Here is a 14,784-nt window from a genome sequence, read left to right on the forward strand (position 1 = left end):
CGTAAGGGCCGTCTTCGTAAACGATGGCGATCTTCAGGCTCTTCGGATCGGCCTTGAGGGAAGGCGCAACAACCTGGACGATGGACTCGACGCTGCGGCTGGCAAAGGTCTTGGCCGTCGAGTTGCTGCGGAAGACGTACTTGAAACCACGGCCCGTGATCGTGTCAGCCACAGCGCCCAGCTCGAAGTAAGGCACGCCAGCCAATTCGGTGACCTGCGTGGCTGCCGAGGAGACGCCGGACGCATAGCTTCCGAACACTGCCACCACGTTCTCGACCGAAGTCAGGCGTCTCGCCTCCCCCACGGCCTGGTTGGCGTCCACCGCATCGGCCTTCACCAATGTGATCTTCTGACCGTTGATGCCACCGGCAGCGTTGCGCTCCGCGATGGCGATCTCTGTTCCGCGAAAGCTCTCCTCGCCGAGCAGCGCGAGCCCGCCGCTAAGGGGATAGAGGGCACCGATCCTGATTTCCTGCGCGTGTGCAGGGCCGGCCGCTGCGAGTGCCAGGACCGAGGCACTGGCGAGGGCTGTAGCGAAGCGTTTGATGAAACGTGGCACGGATAACTCCTGTAGAGTTGAATTAAATGAAGCGATTCAAGAAAGAATCTAAATATCTGACACTATTGCTGTGGTCACACAAGACAAAGTCTAATATGAAGCGCTTCAAATACAAAGATGAATTTGCCGATTTTCGGGTTAACCCCTAGGCGAATGCGTGGTACTGCCTCAGTCCGCGCAAACCCTGGCCTTCCGGCGATCCGCTCCGGCGGGCATGACGCTGTGCTCGACGTTTATGAAGGGATGCCCCATGCGCATCCAGCCGTCATCCCCCTCGCACCCGAAAGCAAGGTCGCCATCGCGCGTGCCAGCGACTTCTTGCTGGCACGGCTCGAAGGATGACGAAAGGGCTGATTCAGGGACGGGCGCTCGGCAACTGATAGTCGCGATAGCTCTCGCGCAGCTTGGTCTTCAGCAACTTGCCCGTGGCCGTGTGCGGCAGAGTGTCAACGAACAGCACCTCGTCGGGCAGCCACCACTTGGCGATCCGTTTTCCCAGGTAATCCAGCACTTCGAACTTGGTCACCGCGGTGCCGGGGCGGCGCACCACCAGCAGCAGCGGGCGCTCCTGCCATTTGGGGTGGGCGACGCCGATCACCGCGGCCTCGGCCACACCGGGGTGCGACGCCGCCGCGTTCTCGACGTCGATGGACGATATCCATTCGCCGCCGGACTTGATGACGTCTTTGGCGCGGTCCACCAACTGCAGGTAGCCGTCCGGATCGATCGTGGCCACGTCGCCGGTCGGAAAAAACCCCTCGGCGTCCAGCACCTCGCCACCCTCGCCCCGGAAGTAGCCCGCGGCGATCCAGGGACCGCGCACATGCAAGTGGCCGAAGGCCACGCCGTCCCACGGCAGCGCCTTGCCTTCGGCGTCCACGATCTTGAGTTCAACACCCCAGACGCCACGCCCCTGCTTGAGCTTGATCTTGACCAGCTCTTCGCCGCCCAGCGCGGCATGCTTGGGCAGCAGCTTGCTGACGACGCCGATCGGGCTGGTCTCGGTCATGCCCCAGCCCTGCATTACTTCCGCACCGAAGGTCTGCTCGAAGCGCTCCAGCATCGCACGGGGTACGGCGGCACCACCGATAAGAATGCGCCGCACGCCAAGCGTTTTCGGGTCCAGCTCGGGATGCTGGTCCAGGTACTGGAACAGCATCATCCAGACGGTGGGCACCCCTAGCGAGAAAGACACCCGCTCGTCTCGCAGTAGCGCATAAACGCTCTCGCCGTCCATGTAGGGGCCGGGCAGCACCAGCTTGGCTCCGACCATTGCGGCCGCGTAGGGCGTACCCCAGGCGTTGGCGTGAAACATCGGCACGATCAGCAGCAGCGTCTCGGATGCACTGAGGCCGAAGGTGTCAGGCACCAGCGCCATCAGGGAGTGCAGCACGGTCGATCGGTGCGTGTACATCACACCTTTGGGATTGCCGGTGGTGCCCGAGGTGTAGCACAGCGACGACGCGCTGCGCTCGTCGAACTCCGGCCAGGCGTACTCGGTGGGCTGCGCATCCGCCAACTCATCGAAACACAGCAGGTTGGGAACCTGGATGTCCGGCATGTGCGCCCTATCGGTCAGGGCAATGAACGCCCGCACCGACTTCAGCGACGGTGCCAGCTGCTCCACCAGCTTGGCGAAGTTGATGTCGAAGAGCAGCACCTGGTCCTCGGCATGGTTGACGATGTAGTCGATCTGCTCGGGAAACAGCCTCGGGTTCACCGTGTGCAGCACTGCGCCGCTGCCAGAAACGCCGTAATACAGCGCCAGGTGGCGGTAGGAGTTCCACGCCAGCGTGCCGACGCGGTCACCCTGCCGGATGCCGAGCTGGCGCAGCGCGTTGGCCACTTGCCGCGAGCGCAGGCAGATGCCTTGCCAGGTGGTGCGGTGCACCTGCCCCTCCGGCAGGCGCGAGACGATTTCGGTGTGGGGGTGAAAGGTGGCGGCGTGCTCGATCAGCGACGAGATGAGCAGCGGCCGGTCTTGCATCAATCCTTGCATGGTTTTTTTCTCCAGGTTCAGCCGCTGATCGCCGCGCCGATGGCTTCGTACGCCTTGCCATTGAAGCGCTGCAGCACTTTCTTGGCGATCGGGGAAAAGTCGTCGGCGGAGGTCTTCACTTCGATACCGGGGTACAGCATGGGCGGGATGAAGCTGAGGCTGGCGGCCTGCTTCATCACGTTCTCGCGTGTGAGGTTGTCGCCGGCCTGGCGCAGTACCTGCACCATCGTGGCAGCCATGGAATATCCGATCGCGTTGAGCGAGTCGTCCGGATCGCCGCCCGGATAGAACTGCTTCATCGTGGCGACGTACTCCGCCACTTCCTTGTTGCCGGCGGCGGCCGGATCCGACGGCGTGACGATGTAGGTGGAGGAGATCACCCCCACTGCGTTCTCCAGCCCCGCGGGCTTGAGCACCGAGCTCATGGACTGCGAAACGCTGACCAGGTATTGCGTCGGCTTCCAGCCGATCTCGGCCGTCTTGCGCAGGGCCTGCGCCGCGAACTTGGGCGTGGTGATGATGACGAACACATCGGCGCCCGTGGCCTTGAAGCTGACCAGCTGGCTGTCGATGGTGGGATCGGTCACCTCGTGCGTGAGGTGCGAGACGATCATCGTTTTTCCCTTGTCGCCCAGGCCGTCCACCAGCCCCTTCATGTAGTCCTTGCCGAAGTCGTCGTTCTGCATCAGCACGGCGACTTTGGCGTTCGGCTTGGTCTGCATGATGTGCCTGGCGTAGAGCCGACCCTCGGCCTGGTAGGTGGGCTGCCAACCCATGGTCCAGGGAAAGTTCTTCGGGTCGCCGAAACGCGTGGCACCGGTGTTGACGAACAGTTGCGGCACCTTCTTGGCGTTCAGGTATCGCTGCGTCGCCATGTTGTGCGCGGTCCCCAGCGACGCGAACATCAGCAGCACTTCGTCTTGCTCGACCAGTTTGCGGGTCTGCTCCACGGACTTGGCCGGGTTGTAGGCGTCGTCCAGCGTGATGAAGTTGACCTTGCGCCCATTGATGCCGCCAGCGGCATTGGCCTTGTCGAAGTACGCCGCCATGGCCTTGCCGAGGGTGCCGTAGGCTGAAGCCGGGCCGGAATACGGCATGAGGTTGCCCAGCCTGATCTCGGTGTCGGTCGCGCCCGGGTCGTACTTCTTCTGGGCACGCACGGACAGTGGCAGCGCGCTTGCCAGCAGCAGGCCGGCACCGAGTCGGAGGGAGCGGCGCAGGCTGGCGTCGATGGGTTGGGTCATGGCAGGTCTCCTGGTCTTTTTCATGGGGGTTCGGACCAAACCATCGTAGGAAGATGGCCCTGTCGCAACATCGTCTGAAGTGACGATATTGGTCGGACGTGAGCGCGGCATCGCCGACATCAACCGTTAGCGCGCGCTGCGTTTTATGAAGCCGTGCACCCGCCGCAGCAGGCCCACCACGCCGCCGGGCATGACGTAAATCACGGCGATCAGTACCAGGCCGTACACCGCCCAGGGCGCGGCCTTCGATACCTTCTCGGCCAGGTTCGGCACGAACATGATGAAGACGGCCCCGAACAGTGCGCCCCACAGCGTGCCCACGCCGCCCACGACGATGCCCACCAGCAGCGAGATCGACAGGAACAGCGTGAATGAATCGGGCGAGACGAACTGCACGGCGATGGCGGACAGGGCGCCACCCACGCCGGTGTAGGCGGCCGAGACACCGAAGGTCATCGACTTGTAGTGCCGGTTGTCCACGCCCATGGCCTCGGCGGCCAAGGCGTGGTCGCGGATCGCCCGCATGGCGCGGCCGGTGCCGCTTTGCAGCAGGTTGTGTGCGATGACGAACATCATCACCGTCACCGCCAGCGCGAACAGGTAAAGCCACTGGTCCTGCGACAGCGGCAGGCCGAACGGCGCATCGGGCTTCATCAGGACGATGCCCTGCACGCCGCCTGTCCAGGCCTCCAGGTGCTTGTACTTCAGCAACTGCGGCATGGCCACGCCCAGCGCGAAGGTGGCCAGCGCCAGGTACAGCCCCTCGAGCTTGAGCGCGGGCCGACCGAACAGGTAGCCGATGACCAGGCACACGGCCCCGGCGGCCGGCACCGTCGCCCAGTACGGTGCGCCCGCGTGCTCCATCAGGATGGCGGCGGTGTAGGCGCCCAGCGCGAAGAAGGCGCCGTGGCCCAGCGAGATCTGGCCGTTGTAGCCGGTCAGCATGTTGAGCCCCAGCAAGGCGATGGCATAGGCCAGCACCATGGTGCCCTGGAACAGGTGGTAGCCCTTGAATACGAAAGCCAGGGCGGCCGCCACCGCGATCAGCGGCACGACCCAGGCCCAATGGGGCAGCGCCAGGCGCGAGAGGTTCATGCTCAAACCCGCGTGACCAGGCGGCGGCCCATCAGCCCGGAGGGCCGCACGATCAGCACGCCGACGATGAGCGCCAGCGCCACCGATAGCTTGAGCTCCGTGCCCACCACATAGGCGCCCATCAGGTTTTCCAGCATGCCGACGATGAAGCCGCCCAGCACGGCGCCCACCGGGCTGTCGATACCGCCGATCAAGGCGCCGGCAAACGCATACAGCAGCACCCCGGTCATCATGTGCGGATCGAGGAACACCACCGGCGCGACCATCATCCCGGCCACCGCGCCGATGGCGCCCGCCAGCCCCCAGCCCAGCATCAGCATGCGGCCCACGCTGATGCCCACCAGGCGCGACGAGGCGGGGTTCTGCGCGGCCGCGCGCATTGCCAGCCCCAGCGGTGTGAAGCGGAAGAAGGAGAACAGCAGCGCCACCATCACCAGTGCGACGAAGATGGCGCCGACCTGGTGCGCCGACATCAGCTCCGACGCGTACCAGGCATTGGACGGGAACGGGCTGGGAAAGCGTTTGACCGTGTAGCCGAAGATCCAGCCCGCCAGGCTATGGAAGATGACCAGCAGGCCGATGAAGACCACCACCACGGAGAGTTCGGGCGCGCGCTGCATGGGGCGAATCACCGCCAACTCGATCGCCGCCGCCAGCACGAACGACAGGACCACCGTGGCCGCGAAAGCCCCCCAGTACGGCAGGCCCGCCTGCATCAGGCTCCAGGCGATGAACGTGGAGAACATCGCCATCTCGCCTTGCGCGAAGTTGATGTGGTGCGTCGCCTGGTAAATCATCACCAGCGCCAGCGCCACGCTGGCGTAGATGCCGCCGGTGGCCAGGCCCGCCAGCAACTGCTGCAGGAATTCAGACATGCGCTCGGCTCCTATTCACCCAGGTAGGCACGGCGGACCGCGTCGTTGCGTTTCATCTCGGCCGATGGCCCGCTCAGCAGCACCCGGCCCGTCTCTAGCAGGTAGGCCGTGTCGGCCAGTTGCAGCGCCAGCCGCGCGTTCTGCTCCACCAGCAGGATGGACACGCGCTCCTCCTGGTTGATGCGCCGCATGATGGAGAAGATGTCCTTCACCACCAGCGGGGCCAGGCCGAAGGAGGGCTCGTCCAGCAGCAGCAGGCGCGGCCGGCCCATCAGCGCGCGGCCGATGGCCAGCATCTGCTGCTCTCCGCCGGAGAGCGTTCCGGCCTGCTGCGCGGCCCGCTCGCGCAAGCGGGGAAAGTAGTTGTAGACGCGCTCCAGGTCCTGGGCCACACCCTCGCGGCTGGCGCGGGAATAGGACCCCAGGCGCAGGTTCTCCTGCGTGGTCAGCCCCATGAAGGTGCCGCGGCCGTCCGGCACGTGGCCGACACCGGCGCGTGCGATCTGCTCGGTGGAGCGGCCCAGCAACTCATCGCCGGCCAGCCGGATGCTGCCGGTGGCCTGCACCATGGCCTGGCACAGCGCCCGCAAGGTGGTCGTCTTGCCCGCGCCGTTGGCACCCAGCAGTGCGGTGACCTGGCCTTCGGCAACCTCCAGGTCCAGCCCGTGCAGCACCCGGGTGTTGCCATAGCGAGCGTGCAGCCCGCGCACTTCCAGCAGCGGAGTCATATCGGTTCCTCTTCGGCTTCGCCCAGGTAGGCGCGGATCACTTCGGGATGCGCCCGCACCTCGGCCGGCGTGCCCTCGGCGATCTTCTTGCCGAAGTTCAGCGCCACCACGCGGTCTGAAATGCCCATCACCAGGCCCATGTGGTGCTCGACCAGCAGCACCGTGATGTGCAGGCGATCGCGGATGTCGCGGATAAGCTCGCCCAGGCTGTGCAGTTCCTCGTGGTTGAGGCCGCAAGCCGGTTCGTCCAGCAGCAGCAGCTTGGGGCTGCAAGCCAGGGCGCGCGCCAGTTCCACGCGCTTTTGCGTGCCGAAAGGCAAGTCGCCCACGATGCACTGGGCCTGCGCCTGCAGGCCCATGAAGCCGATGAGTTCATCGGCACGCGCGAGCGCCGCCGACTCGATGCGCGCCACGCCCAGCTTGAAGGCATTGCGCAGGAAGCCGGCGTGGTGCCGACTGTGGCAACCCACCAGCACGTTGTCGCGCACGGTCATGCTGCGAAACAGCGCCAGGTTCTGGAAAGTGCGGCCGATGCCGATGCCCGCCATGCGGTGGCGCGGCAAGCGGGTGAGCGTATGGCCGTCGAAAGCGATGGCGCCCGCGTTGCACTCGTACAGCCGGGACAGGCAGTTGAACAGCGTGCTCTTGCCGGCGCCGTTGGGGCCGATCAGCGCGCAGACCTCGCCGCGCCGTACGTCGAACGACACGTCGTCCAACGCGACGATGCCGCCAAAGCGGACCGTCACGCCGTCGATGCACAGCAGGGTGTCGGACGGCTTCACAGCCGTTCGATGAGGGTGACGTTGGCCATGCCGCCGCCTTCGCACATGGTCTGCAGGCCGTAGCGCTTGCCGCGCTGGCCCAGCGCATGGATCAGCGTGGTCATCAGCTTGGTTCCTGAGGCGCCCAGCGGATGGCCCAGCGCGATGGCGCCGCCGTTCACGTTGATGCGGTCGGCGTCAGCACCCAGCGCCTTCAGCCAGGCCAGCGGCACGGACGCGAAGGCTTCGTTCACCTCGTACAAGTCGATATCGGCGATGTTCATGCCGGCCTTCCTCAGCGCGCGCTCGGTGGCCAAAATCGGAGCCTCCAGCATGATCACCGGGTCATGGCCGATCACGGTCATGTGGTGGATGCGGGCCAGCGGCTTGGCATTGAGGGTTTTCAGGCCGCGCTCATTGACCACCAGCACGCCGGAGGCGCCGTCGCAGATCTGGCTGGCATTGGCCGCGGTAATGACGCCGCCTTCCTGCAACAGCTTCACGCCCTGGACGCTCTCCAGCGTGGCGTCGAAACGGATGCCCTCATCGGCCGTGTGCATCTCGCACGTCGGCTCGCCCCCGGGGCCGCCTCGCACAGGCACCGGCAGGATTTCGTCCTTGAACGCGCCGTCCTCGGTGGCCGCCACGGCGCGCTGGTGGCTCTGGAGCGCGTAACGGTCGAGTGCCTCCTTGGACAAGCCGTATTTCTTGGCCAACATCTCGGCGCCCTTGAACTGGCTGAACGCCGCGTAGTTGTAGCGCTTGTCGATGGCCGGGCTTTGGTAGACACCCAGGCCGGCCTTGTGCGCCAGCGCGCTGGGACTGAACATGGGCACGCGCGTCATCGACTCGACGCCTGCGGCGATGACGATGTCCATTGCGCCCGACATCACGGCCTGCGCCGCGAAGTGCACGGCCTGCTGCGACGAGCCGCATTGCCGGTCGATCGACGTGCCGGGCACCGACTCGGGCAACCGGGAGGCCAGCACGGCGTTGCGCGCCACATTGGTGGACTGCTCGCCCACCTGGCTGACGCTGCCCATGAACACGTCCTCGATCAGCGCCGGATCGGCATCGGCACGCTCGACCAGCGCATTGAGCACCTGAGCCGCCAGGTCCACCGGGTGCCAGCCGGAGAGGCGGCCTGCGCGACGGCCGCCTGCAGTGCGGGTGGCGGCGACGATAAAGGCTTCGGACATTGACAGGGACTTTTCTGAAGGTGGGCTAGCCGGCTATTTTTCGCCGCCCCCCTTCGCCCGGCTTCGTCCGAACTGACGATTTTGGGCGATGTGACAGTCAGCGATGCCGAAAGCCTGGCGGTGCATGGACAATGAACTCACGCATGCCACCCTCTTCCCCCGCCGGCCGCGACTCCAGCCGACCACCGCTCGTTACCTCAGGCCTGGACAGCAAGTTCAACCCGCCCGCCCCTGTGGCGGCGCAGGTGCTGCGCCAGAATCTGTGCGACACCATCTGCCGTGCCGCCGGCCAGTTGGTGCTGGTCAGTGCGCCGGCGGGCTTTGGCAAAACCACGGCCATGATGCAGGCGCGCAACCGCTTGGAAGACGCTGGCGTGCCCACCGTGTGGCTGGCCCTGGACCGCGCGGACAACGACGTGTCACGCTTCATGAGCTGCCTGGACGAGGCAGTGGCCCGGCTAGGAATCGGCAGCGCCGGGACGGACGCCGTGAGCGCCCTCACGCGTACGGATGCTTCATTCGCGCTGTTTCTCGATGAACTCGAAGCGGTGCAGGAAGCCGCCGTGCTGGGCCTGGTGCGCGAAATAGCCGATCACCTGCCGCGCGGCGGCCATCTGGTGATCGGCTCGCGCAGCCTGCCGCAGCTGGGGTTGGCGCGCTTGCGGGTGCGCGGCTTGCTGGTGGAGATCGAGGCCGCCCGCCTGCGCTTCAGCCTGGAGGACGCGCTCAGCTTTTTCGAACAGCGAAGCAAGGCCTACACGCTGACGGCTGGCCAGCTGTTCCGGCTACACCAGAAGACCGAGGGATGGGTGGCCGCGCTGTGGCTCGCCTCGATGGCCCTGGACCGCACCGCCGACCCGGGCGACTTCATCGACCGGTTCTCCGGTTCGGACCGCGGCGTGGCCGACTACCTGGCCGAAGATGTGCTGGCCAACCAGCCCGCGCACATCCGCCGCTTTCTGCTGCGCACCAGCTTGCTGCGGCAGCTGGACGCCTCCGTCTGTGCCGCGCTCAACCCGCGCGCGGACTGCGCGGCCATTCTGGAGCAGCTGGATGCGGATCACCTGTTCCTGACGCCGGTGGCTGGCGAACAGCCGACGTGGCGCTACCACAGCCTGTTCGCCGATTACCTGCGCACGCGGCTGGAACGCGAGCACCCCGAAGAAGTGGCGCGGCTGCACCTTGGCGCTTCGGGCTGGTACGAATCCGAGGGCCGGCCGGTGCCGGCTATCGACCACGCCATCGAGGGCGGCGACTTTCCCCATGCCATGCAGCTGCTGCAGGGCCAGGCCGAAAACTTTCTGGGCGCAGGCCGCATGCGCCTGTTATCGCGCTGGTTCGGCAGCCTGCCGGCCACGCAACTGCGGCAGCACCCGCGGCTGGAAATGATCAATATCTGGGCGGCCGGCTTCACGCACGGCGCCTGGGACGCGATGGACATGCTGGAGCGTTCGGGCTTGCGCAACAGCGAAGACCCTTTCCTGCGCGCGCACGCCAACGGCATGCGGCCCATGCTGCTGGCCATGCAGGACCGCAACGAGGAAGCGCTGGAGGTCGGGCATGAGGCGCTGCAGCGGCTGCCCACCGGCCACGACTTCCCAGACACCACGCTGCTCAACGCCATGGCCCACCTCACGGTGTTGTCGGGGCAGCCGCGCGAAGCACAGCAACTGCTGGACGCCGCGCGGCGGCAGCACAGCGGCAGCGGCACCTTCCACCGCATGTACAGCGAATCGACCGAAGGCCTGCTGGATCTGCTGCAGGGGCGGCTGCGCCACGCGACGGCGCGTTTTCGTCTGGCGGTGGATGCGACGCACGCGGTGAACTTGCGTCACACGCACGGCAATGCCTGGGCCGGCGTGTTCTACGCCAGTGTGGTCTATGAGGCCAACCAGATCGACCAGGCCGATCACCTGCTCAACGTGTACCTGCCCCTGGCGCGCGACGTGGGCCTACCGGACCACATGATCGAGAGCCACGCCATGCGCTCGCGCATCGCCTTCATCAATGGCGACGTGGACGCGGCCAGCCTGGCCCTGACCGAGCTGGAGTATCTGGGCAGCCAGCGCAAGCTGCCGCGCGTGGCGGCGGCCGCCAAGCTGGAACGCGCGCGGCTGCTCATGCTGCAGGGCAATGGCCCGGCCGCGCACGAGGAGCTGCTGCGCGCGGACGACCCGGCGCTGTGGGCGCGCGAGCAGCGCCAGCGGCTGGTCTCGCACGACATCCAGTACATGGCGCTGGCCCGCCTGCGTTGGGAAATCACCTTTGGCGACGCGGCCGGCTGCTTGCCCCGGCTGGACACGGAGATCCAGCACGCCAAGGCATGCGGCCGGTTGCGGCGCCTTCTGGTGCTGCACCTGCTGCGCGCTCTGGCCCTGCAGCGCATGGGCGACGCCCCGGCGGCGATGGCGCTCATGGCGACGGCGATGCAGTTCGCGTCGCAAGAGGGCTTCATGCGGCTGGTGCTGGACGAAGGCCCTGCCGTGGGCGCGCTGGTGCAGCGCTTCCAGGCCGTGCACGAGCGCGCGCCGGCACGCGACCCGCTGCTGGGCGATTACCTGCAGCGCCTGCTGCAGGCCTTCGGCCCGCTGCCCACCGAATCGGAGTCGTTGGCCGAACTGCCGGGCGCCGCGCTGGAGCCGCTCACGCGCAAGGAATTGCGCGCGCTCCAGCTGCTGGTCGAAGGCTATTCCAACAGCGCCATGGCCGAGAAACTGTTCGTGTCGCTAAGCACGGTGCGCACCCACTTGCGCAACATCAACATGAAGCTCGGCGCTCACAGCCGCACTCAGGCCGTGGCCATCGCTCGCAAGCTGGGGCTGATCGCGTAGCTCGTTCTTCATCAGGCCTCGCGCTGGCTACGGTCGCTCGCGTTGCGCTGCTGGATGCTCTGGCGCGCGCGCTGCCAGTCTTCATCGGTCCACGAGGCCAGGCTGGAGAAATTGCCGCCGGTGGCCTGGTATTGCGCACCGTCGATGGCGATGGTCTGGCCATTGAGGTATTCCGAGCCCGGTCCCATGAGGAACACCGCGAGGTTGGCCAGCTCGGGCATGCGGCCGTTGCGCCCCATCGGGTTGCCTTCCATCGTGTGCTCGCCGCCGCCGGGGTTCAGGCGCGCACTCATACCTTCGGTGGGGAACAACCCCGGGGCGATGGCATTGAAGCGGATGCCGCGTCCGCCCCATTCGACCGCCAGCGACTGCGTCATGGCGTTCAAGCCGGCCTTCGACATGGCCGATGGCACAGTGAAGGGCGAGCCGTTCCACACCCAGGTGGTGAGGATGGAGACGACCGAGGCCTTGCGGCCTTCGGCCAGCCAGCGCTTGCCGCATTCCAGGGTCATGTAGAAGCTGCCGCGGAACACGGTGTTGGCGACGGCATCGAAGCCTCGCGGCGACAGGTCCTCGGTGCGGCTGACGAAGTTGCCCGCCGCATTGTTCACCAGCCCGGTGAGTGCGCCGCCGTCGCGCCAGATGGCGTCGAGCATCGCCTGGATGGCCGCGTCGTCGCGGATGTCGCAGGTGAGTGGCACCACCTTGCCGCCGTTCGCACTGTGCGCCGCGTTCAGCTCGCCCGCGGTTTCCTCCAGCAAGCCGCCGCGCCGGCCGCAGATGTACACCTTCGCGCCCAGCATCGCCATCGCTTCGGTCATCACCCGCCCCAGGCCGCTGCCGCCGCCGGTGACCAGGATGCGCTGTGCCTTGAGCAGGCCGGGTTTGTAGACCAGATCGTCGAGATTCATAGGGATGTCCTTGGTGTTCAGGTTTCTTCAGTCGTCAAAGAGCGCGCGAAATCACTTCTTTCATGATCTCGCTGGTGCCGCCATAGATGCGCTGGACGCGTGCGTCGGTGTACATGCGCGCCACCAGGTACTCGTTCATGTAACCGTAGCCGCCGAAGAGCTGCACGCAGGCGTCCACCACGCGGCCCTGCGCTTCGGAACCCCACAGCTTGGCCATAGATGCGGTCGCCGTGTCGAGTCGGCCCGCCACCAGGTCTTCGACGCAGCGGTCCACGAAGGCGCGGCCCACCTGGATTTCGGTGGCAATCTCCGCCAGCTTGAACCTGGTGTTCTGGAATTGCGCGATGGGTTGACCGAAGGCCTTGCGCTCGCGCACATACGACAGCGTGGACTGGTAAGCCCCTTCCATCGCGGCCAACGCCGTGACGCCGATGAGCAGGCGTTCGTAGGGCAAGTCGGCCATCAGCTGGAGAAAGCCCTGGCCCTCGCGCCCGCCGAGCAACTGCCGCGGCCCCACGCGCACATCGTCGAAGAACAGCTCCGAAGTGTCCTGCGCTTTCAGCCCCATCTTGTCCAGCAAGGGTCCTACGCGATAGCCGGGACAGTTTTTCGTCTCGACAATGAAGATGGACGTGCCTCGTGCGGCCTGGCCGGGGTCGGTCTTCACCACCACCAGCACCAATCCGGCCAGCATGCCGTTGGAAATGAAGGTCTTGGCGCCGTTGATTCGCCAGCCCGGGCCGTCCCGCTCGGCGTGCGCCCGAATGCCCTGCAGGTCGGACCCGGTGCCGGGCTCCGTCATCGCAATGGCGCCCACCAGTTCTCCACTGGCCATGCGAGGAAGATAACGTTGCTTCTGGTCGCCGGTGCCGTGGTTCAGCAGGTAGTGCGCGACGATCGCGTGGACCGACGCGTTCATGCCGGTGAGACCGCGTCGCGCCATCTCCTCATAGAACACGGCCTCATGGCGAAAGTCCCCGCCGGCGCCGCCCCACTCCACCGGAATGTCCGTGCACAGCAGGCCGGTCTCGCCGGCACGGCACCACAGGTCATGGCCGACATGCCCGCGCTTGCGCGCCGCCGCGTCGTCGGGAGCCATGTGCTCCTCGATGAAGCGCACAACGGTGTCCCGGTACTGGTCGAGGTCGGGGTCGGTCCAGGAACGTTTGAAGGTGATGGGCATGGTCAGGCGGATCGCGGGTTCGAGGGCGGCTGTCGGTTATCGCTCCAGCGCGCGAGCACCGCCTCGGTGGTGGCAGGGGCGCTGGTGCGGGGCGGGTCGTTGGGCGTGCGGTTGAACCGGGGTGCCGGCGCTGGCTGGACCACGCCGTCGAGCGTGACGAAGGTTTCACGCGCCACGTTGTGCGCGTGCCTGGGCGCCTCGTCCCAATCGAGAACCGGGGCGAAGCAGGCATCGCTGCCCTCCAACAAGGCGCACCACTCGATGCGCGGCCGCGTGCGGAACATGGCCCCCAACCGCTGCCTCAGTTGCGGCCAGGCTTCGCGTTCCATCTGCCGGTCGAAATCCGCTTCACCCGCCAAGCCGCAGCGATCACGCAGAAGCGCGTAGAACTGGGGCTCGATCGACCCGACGGCGACGTACTTTCCGTCCGCGCACGCATAGGTCCCGTAGAAGAATGCGCCGCCGTCCAATACGTTGTCGCCGCGCTGATTGCTCCACTGACCACTCGCCTTGAAGCCATACATCATGGCCGACAGGAGGGACGCGCCATCCGTCATGGCCGCATCGACCACTTGCCCGCGCCCGGATCGCGCCGCCTCGAGCAGGGCGCTGAGAATTCCCACGGCCAGCAGCATCCCGCCGCCGCCAAAATCCCCCACGTAGTTCAACGGCGGCACAGGGGCCTGTCCGGCCGGGCCGATGGCGTGCAGGGCGCCGGTGATCGCGATGTAGTTGATGTCGTGCCCGGCCGCGTGGGCGAGTGGCCCTGTCTGGCCCCAGCCCGTCATGCGGCCGTACACCAGCCGCGGGTTTCGCGCGTGGCAGGCATCGGGGCCCAGGCTGAGACGCTCCATAACGCCCGGCCGAAAGCCTTCGATGAGCGCATCGGCACGCGCCACCATGGCAAGGGCCTGCTCGATCGCGGCGGGCTCCCGCAAGTCCAACGTCACCACGCTGCGGCTGCGCGCCAACACGTCCTGCGGCTGCAGCACGGGCCCGGGCCGAGTGATCCGAACCACATCTGCGCCCAGGTCGGCCAGCACCATCGCGCAGAATGGGCATGGGCCGAGCCCCGCCAGTTCGACCACTTTGAATCCGGACAACGGTCCAGCCATCGCCTCTCCTTCGTGCCTGCGCTTGCCACAACGGCTGCGCAGAAGCCGGGCTCAGTATCCGGGCGATGCGGCGCGGCGTCGTCGTCAGTTCGGACGAATTGGTGCTCGACCAGAGCCTCAAGTGCTCTGTCGCACCACCACCTCGTAGCCCAGGTCGATGCAGCTGGCAGGCGGAGTCTCGCCGCGCATCAGCGTCAGCAGCATGCCGGCCGCGGCGGTGCCGATCTCGGCGCGCGGCGTGCGCACCGTGGTCAGCGGCGGCAGCATCTGGTCGCTTCCGGTCA

At 66.5% G+C, this 14,784-nt stretch carries 13 protein-coding genes; 1 reads left to right on the forward strand and 12 read right to left on the reverse strand.

The features are described from left to right. From EEB15_RS32225 to EEB15_RS32260, 8 genes are all read right to left on the reverse strand, one after another. On the reverse strand, positions 1-559 hold a 559-nt coding region (locus tag EEB15_RS32225; RefSeq protein WP_233259715.1), incomplete at its 3' end, for an ABC transporter substrate-binding protein. Between the two features lie 355 nt (positions 560-914). Continuing rightward, a complete protein-coding gene (locus tag EEB15_RS32230) occupies positions 915-2,558 on the reverse strand; it encodes a 3-(methylthio)propionyl-CoA ligase (RefSeq protein WP_141514088.1) in 1,644 nt (547 codons plus the stop codon). Positions 2,559-2,575: 17 nt separating this feature from the next. Continuing rightward, positions 2,576-3,802, reverse strand: a complete 1,227-nt coding sequence (locus tag EEB15_RS32235) for an ABC transporter substrate-binding protein (RefSeq protein WP_141514089.1) — start codon at positions 3,800-3,802, stop codon at positions 2,576-2,578. Positions 3,803-3,928: 126 nt separating this feature from the next. Then, positions 3,929-4,897, reverse strand: coding sequence for a branched-chain amino acid ABC transporter permease (locus EEB15_RS32240; RefSeq protein ID WP_141514090.1), 969 nt, complete (start codon positions 4,895-4,897; stop codon positions 3,929-3,931). A gap of 2 nt (positions 4,898-4,899) precedes the next feature. Further along, the gene (locus EEB15_RS32245) at positions 4,900-5,772 is read right to left on the reverse strand and encodes a branched-chain amino acid ABC transporter permease (RefSeq protein ID WP_141514091.1); all 873 of its coding nucleotides are present in this window, start codon (positions 5,770-5,772) and stop codon (positions 4,900-4,902) included. Between the two features lie 11 nt (positions 5,773-5,783). Continuing rightward, positions 5,784-6,500 carry an ABC transporter ATP-binding protein gene (locus tag EEB15_RS32250; protein ID WP_141514092.1) on the reverse strand — a complete coding sequence of 239 codons (717 nt, stop codon included), beginning with the start codon at positions 6,498-6,500 and terminating at the stop codon, positions 5,784-5,786. After that, positions 6,497-7,282 (reverse strand): ABC transporter ATP-binding protein, encoded by a 786-nt coding sequence (locus EEB15_RS32255; protein ID WP_141514093.1) that lies wholly within the window; start codon positions 7,280-7,282, stop codon positions 6,497-6,499. The genes EEB15_RS32250 and EEB15_RS32255 overlap by 4 nt, the downstream gene beginning before the upstream one ends. Continuing rightward, positions 7,279-8,460, reverse strand: a complete 1,182-nt coding sequence (locus tag EEB15_RS32260; RefSeq protein ID WP_141514094.1) for an acetyl-CoA C-acetyltransferase — start codon at positions 8,458-8,460, stop codon at positions 7,279-7,281. The genes EEB15_RS32255 and EEB15_RS32260 overlap by 4 nt, the downstream gene beginning before the upstream one ends. Positions 8,461-8,603: 143 nt before the next feature. Between EEB15_RS32260 and EEB15_RS32265 the strand changes: the two genes are divergently transcribed. Continuing rightward, entirely contained in the window at positions 8,604-11,291 is a 2,688-nt protein-coding gene (locus EEB15_RS32265) for a LuxR C-terminal-related transcriptional regulator (RefSeq protein WP_141514095.1), read from the forward strand. An 11-nt stretch (positions 11,292-11,302) separates the two neighbouring features. Here EEB15_RS32265 and EEB15_RS32270 read toward each other — a convergent pair whose 3' ends face one another. The 4 genes from EEB15_RS32270 to EEB15_RS32285 form a co-directional block, all read right to left on the reverse strand. Next, positions 11,303-12,202, reverse strand: coding sequence for an SDR family oxidoreductase (locus tag EEB15_RS32270; protein ID WP_141514096.1), 900 nt, complete (start codon positions 12,200-12,202; stop codon positions 11,303-11,305). A 34-nt stretch (positions 12,203-12,236) separates the two neighbouring features. After that, entirely contained in the window at positions 12,237-13,385 is a 1,149-nt protein-coding gene (locus EEB15_RS32275; RefSeq protein WP_141514097.1) for an acyl-CoA dehydrogenase family protein, read from the reverse strand. Positions 13,386-13,387: 2 nt separating this feature from the next. Further along, positions 13,388-14,500: a CaiB/BaiF CoA-transferase family protein gene (locus tag EEB15_RS32280; protein ID WP_141514098.1), complete on the reverse strand. Its 1,113-nt coding sequence runs from the start codon at positions 14,498-14,500 to the stop codon at positions 13,388-13,390. 117 nt (positions 14,501-14,617) lie between these two features. Continuing rightward, the coding region (locus tag EEB15_RS32285; RefSeq protein ID WP_158290298.1) for a substrate-binding domain-containing protein at positions 14,618-14,784 on the reverse strand (167 nt) is incomplete at its 5' end.

This window comes from Ramlibacter sp. WS9, from assembly GCF_003797765.1.
Lineage (GTDB): Bacteria > Pseudomonadota > Gammaproteobacteria > Burkholderiales > Burkholderiaceae_C > Ramlibacter.

What these genes read in the sequence shown, in the direction of transcription:
- EEB15_RS32230 (WP_141514088.1), bottom strand. Translation starts at nt 2,558, where the DNA reads ATGCAAGGATTGATGCAAGACCGGCCGCTGCTCATCTCGTCGCTGATC.
- EEB15_RS32235 (WP_141514089.1), bottom strand. Translation starts at nt 3,802, where the DNA reads ATGACCCAACCCATCGACGCCAGCCTGCGCCGCTCCCTCCGACTCGGT.
- EEB15_RS32240 (WP_141514090.1), bottom strand. Translation starts at nt 4,897, where the DNA reads ATGAACCTCTCGCGCCTGGCGCTGCCCCATTGGGCCTGGGTCGTGCCG.
- EEB15_RS32245 (WP_141514091.1), bottom strand. Translation starts at nt 5,772, where the DNA reads ATGTCTGAATTCCTGCAGCAGTTGCTGGCGGGCCTGGCCACCGGCGGC.
- EEB15_RS32250 (WP_141514092.1), bottom strand. Translation starts at nt 6,500, where the DNA reads ATGACTCCGCTGCTGGAAGTGCGCGGGCTGCACGCTCGCTATGGCAAC.
- EEB15_RS32260 (WP_141514094.1), bottom strand. Translation starts at nt 8,460, where the DNA reads ATGTCCGAAGCCTTTATCGTCGCCGCCACCCGCACTGCAGGCGGCCGT.
- EEB15_RS32265 (WP_141514095.1), top strand. Translation starts at nt 8,604, where the DNA reads ATGCCACCCTCTTCCCCCGCCGGCCGCGACTCCAGCCGACCACCGCTC.
- EEB15_RS32270 (WP_141514096.1), bottom strand. Translation starts at nt 12,202, where the DNA reads ATGAATCTCGACGATCTGGTCTACAAACCCGGCCTGCTCAAGGCACAG.
- EEB15_RS32275 (WP_141514097.1), bottom strand. Translation starts at nt 13,385, where the DNA reads ATGCCCATCACCTTCAAACGTTCCTGGACCGACCCCGACCTCGACCAG.
- EEB15_RS32280 (WP_141514098.1), bottom strand. Translation starts at nt 14,500, where the DNA reads ATGGCTGGACCGTTGTCCGGATTCAAAGTGGTCGAACTGGCGGGGCTC.